Annotated in this window: 4 protein-coding genes; 2 read left to right on the top strand and 2 right to left on the bottom strand. The window is 70.6% G+C overall.

Translation table 11 applies throughout. The annotated features are described in order from the left end of the window. On the top strand, positions 1-1214 hold a 1214-nt coding region (locus ACX6XY_RS29860), incomplete at its 5' end, for an AI-2E family transporter (protein ID WP_460337687.1). Positions 1215-1319: 105 nt separating this feature from the next. Here ACX6XY_RS29860 and ACX6XY_RS29855 read toward each other — a convergent pair. Together ACX6XY_RS29855 and ACX6XY_RS29850 are read right to left on the bottom strand one after the other, a co-directional pair. Further along, positions 1320-1853, bottom strand: coding sequence for an alkyl hydroperoxide reductase (locus ACX6XY_RS29855; protein ID WP_460337684.1), 534 nt, complete (start codon positions 1851-1853; stop codon positions 1320-1322). Positions 1854-1868: 15 nt separating this feature from the next. After that, a complete protein-coding gene (locus ACX6XY_RS29850) occupies positions 1869-2423 on the bottom strand; it encodes a peroxiredoxin (RefSeq protein ID WP_460337681.1) in 555 nt (184 codons plus the stop codon). Between the two features lie 235 nt (positions 2424-2658). Between ACX6XY_RS29850 and ACX6XY_RS29845 the strand changes: the two genes are divergently transcribed. After that, entirely contained in the window at positions 2659-3573 is a 915-nt protein-coding gene (locus ACX6XY_RS29845; RefSeq protein ID WP_460337689.1) for a LysR substrate-binding domain-containing protein, read from the top strand. Positions 3574-3642: the final 69 nt, after the last annotated feature.

Genomic DNA, 3642 nt, shown 5'->3' with positions numbered 1-3642 from the left:
AGGAAACCACGGCCCGGATCCTCACCGTTGATACGGAACTCGAAGGAGTGGCCGCGTACCGCCGGGTCGCCATAGCCATCCCCTGGAGCATCCGGGTCGCCGCCGAGGCCGCCTGGCGGCTGCTGGTGCTCGCGGCCGTCGTCTGGGTGCTGATGCGGATCATCAGCACCGTACAGCTGGTCGTGCTGTCGTTCGCCGCCGCGCTGCTGATCACCGCGCTGCTCCAGCCGATGGTGGCCAGACTGCGCGGCTACGGACTGCCCCACGGTCTGGCGACCGCCGTCACCTTCATCACCGGCTTCGTCGTGATCGGCCTGGTCGGCTGGTTCGTGGTGTGGCAGGTCATGGAGAACATCGACACCCTGGCGAGCCAGATCCAGGACGGCATCGAGGAGCTCAAGAACTGGCTCATCGACGGCCCGCTGCATGTGACCGAGGACCAGATCAACGACGTCGCCAAGAACCTCAGCGACACGGTCGGCAACAACGCCAGAGAGCTGACCGAGGCCGGGCTCGAAGGCGTGACCGTCCTCGTGGAGTTCATCACCGGCATGGTGCTCGCGATGTTCTCGACGCTCTTCCTGCTCTACGACGGCAAGCGCATCTGGCAGTGGACGCTCAAGCTCGTCCCCGCCGCGGCCAGGCCCGGCGTCGCGGGCGCGGGTCCGCGCGCGTGGCGGACCCTCACCGCGTATGTGCGGGGCACGGTGATCGTGGCGCTGATCGACGCGGTGTTCATCGGCATCGGCATCTACTTCCTCGACGTCCCGATGGCCGTGCCGCTCGCCGTCTTCATCTTCCTGTTCGCGTTCATCCCCATCGTGGGCGCGGTGATCTCGGGCGCGCTCGCGGTGGTCGTGGCGCTGGTGACCCAGGGGCCCGGCACGGCGCTGCTGGCGCTGGCGGTGGTGTTCGCGGTGCAGCAGATCGAGAGCCATGTGCTCCAGCCGTTCATCCTGGGCCGCGCGGTACGGGTGCACCCGCTCGCCGTGGTCCTCGCGGTGTCCGCCGGCGCCCTGGTCGCCGGGATCAGCGGCGCGGTGGTCGCCGTACCGCTGGTGGCGGTGATCAACACGGCGGTCGGCTATCTCCGGGTCCACGCCCGCGAGGAGGCTCTGCGGGCCTCGCCCGGACCGCACGGCGCGACGGTCGTCGCGGTGGCCCCCGTACTCCCGGAGCGGTCCCGCACCACGGCAAGCGACGCACCCGACTGACCCGCGTCCCCGTGGCAGCCGACCACGGGAACGAGAAACGCCGATGGCCGGTCAGGCTCACAGAGCCCGACCGGCCATCGGCGTACAGCGACCGCGGCGGCGGGGTCAGCCCGCCAGCGTCGCCTCGGCGTCCAGCGTGGCGCCCACGGCCTGGATCACGGCGGCGATCTTGACCGCTTCCTGGATCGTCTCGCGGTCCATGCCCGCCTTGCGCAGCACCTGCTCGTGCGAGTCGAGGCACTGCCCGCAGCCGTTGATCGCGGAGACCGCGAGGGACCACAGCTCGAAGTCGACCTTCTCGACACCGGGGTTGCCGATGACGTTCATCCGCAGACCGGCGCGCATCGTCCCGTACTCCGGGTCGGAGAGCAGGTGACGCGTGCGGTAGAAGACGTTGTTCATCGCCATGATCGCGGCGGCGGACTTCGCGGCGGCGTACGCCTCGGCCGACAGATTGGCCTTGGCCTCCGGCTCCAGCTCGCGCAGCACGCGCGGCGAGCGGGACGCGATCGCGCAGGCGAGCACGGTGCCCCACAGCTGCTGCTGCGGCAGGTCGGAGTTGCCGATCACCGAACCGAGGTTCAGCTTCAGGTCCTTGGCGTAGTCCGGTACGGCGGACTTCAGTTCGTCGAGAGCCATCTCAGATCAGCCCGTTCACTCGCCGGAGAGCAGCGCGACCGGGTCGAGAGTGTCCTCGCCCTTGCTCCAGTTGCACGGGCACAGCTCGTCGGTCTGCAGCGCGTCCAGAACCCGCAGGACCTCCTTGGGGTTACGGCCGACGGAACCGGCGGTCACCATGGAGAACTGAATCTCGTTGTTCTGGTCGACGATGAAGACGGCACGCTGCGCGAAGCCGTCCTCGCCCTCGATGCCCAGCTCGCGCATCAGCTCGTGCTTCGAGTCGGCCATCATCGGGAAGGGCAGGTCACGCAGGTCGGCGTGGTCCTTGCGCCAGGCGTGGTGCACGAACTCGGAGTCGCCGGAGAAGCCGAGGACCTGGGCGTCACGGTCGGCGAACTCGTCGTTCAGCTTGCCGAAGGCCGCGATCTCGGTCGGGCACACGAAGGTGAAGTCCTTGGGCCATGCGAAGACGATCTTCCACTTGCCCTCGTAGGTCTTGTGGTCGATCTGCGCGAACTCCTTGCCGCTCTCCAGCGAGACGCAGGCAGTGAGGTCGAACGCGGGGAACTTGTCACCGACAGTGAGCACGCGGCTCTCCTTGGATCCAGGGAAGTCCCTTTTGGGGACTTCCGGTGGGGTTGGACGGATAGTGATCCTGACACAGAGCGCATTGATCACGGAAATAGCTAGACTGGGTCATGTTGATCGGAGGTGGCTATCAGTGGCCGAGGCGGCGGCATCGATACGACGACCGGGGCGGCGCGGCGCACCCGGCGGCGGGCCCGGCGGCCCGCCCGGCAGTGCGCGCGGGAAGCAGCCGAGCCTGGCGCAGCTGCGCGCCTTCGCGGCGGTGGCCGAGCATCTGCACTTCCGGGACGCGGCGGCGGCGATCGGCATGAGCCAGCCCGCGCTCTCCGGCGCGGTCTCCGCGCTGGAGGAGGTGCTCGGCGTCCAGCTCCTCGAGCGTACGACGCGCAAGGTGCTGCTCTCGCCCGAGGGTGAGCGGCTGGCCGTCCGGGCGCAGGCGGTGCTCGACGCGGTGGGCGAGCTGACCGAGGAGGCCGAGGCGGTCCGCCTGCCGTTCACCGGGACGCTCCGGCTCGGCGTGATCCCGACCGTGGCGCCCTATCTGCTGCCGACGGTCCTCAGGCTCGTCCACGACCGCTATCCGCACCTCGACCTCCAGGTGCACGAGGAGCAGACCCTGTCCCTGCTGGACGGTCTCACCGCCGGGCGGCTCGATCTGCTGCTGCTCGCGGTGCCGCTCGGTGTGCCCGGCGTCACCGAACTGCCGCTATTCGAGGAGGACTTCGTCCTGGTCACCCCGCTGGACCACTGGCTCGGCGGCCGGGAGGGCATCCCGCGCCAGGCGCTGCGGGACCTGGAGCTGCTGCTGCTCGACGAGGGGCACTGCCTGCGGGACCAGGCGCTGGACATCTGCCGCGACGCGGGCCGGGCTGACGTGCCCGCGACGACCACCGCCGCCGGGCTCTCGACTCTGGTGCAGCTCGTCGCGGGCGGGCTCGGGGTGACGCTGCTGCCGCGTACCGCGGTCCAGGTGGAGACCAGCCGCAGCAGCCAGCTGCTCACCGGCTACTTCGCCGATCCCGCGCCGACCCGGCGGATCGCCCTGGCGGCGCGTACGGGCGCGGCGCGGGCCGCCGAGTACCAGGAGCTGGCGGCGGCGCTGCGCGAGGCGATGCGGGCGCTGCCGGTGCGGGTGGTGGGGGAGGAGTGACGGGCCGGGGGGGGCCGGGGGGGGGGCCCCCCGCCCCCCCCCCCCCCCCCCCCCCCCCCCCCCCCCCCC

Source organism: Streptomyces sp. O3 (assembly GCF_054788135.1).
This window is presented reverse-complemented; position numbering and strand designations above follow the sequence as displayed.

Excerpts from the sequence above, each read along its gene's own strand:
- ACX6XY_RS29855 (WP_460337684.1), bottom strand. The coding sequence starts at position 1,853 with ATGGCTCTCGACGAACTGAAGTCCGCCGTACCGGACTACGCCAAGGAC.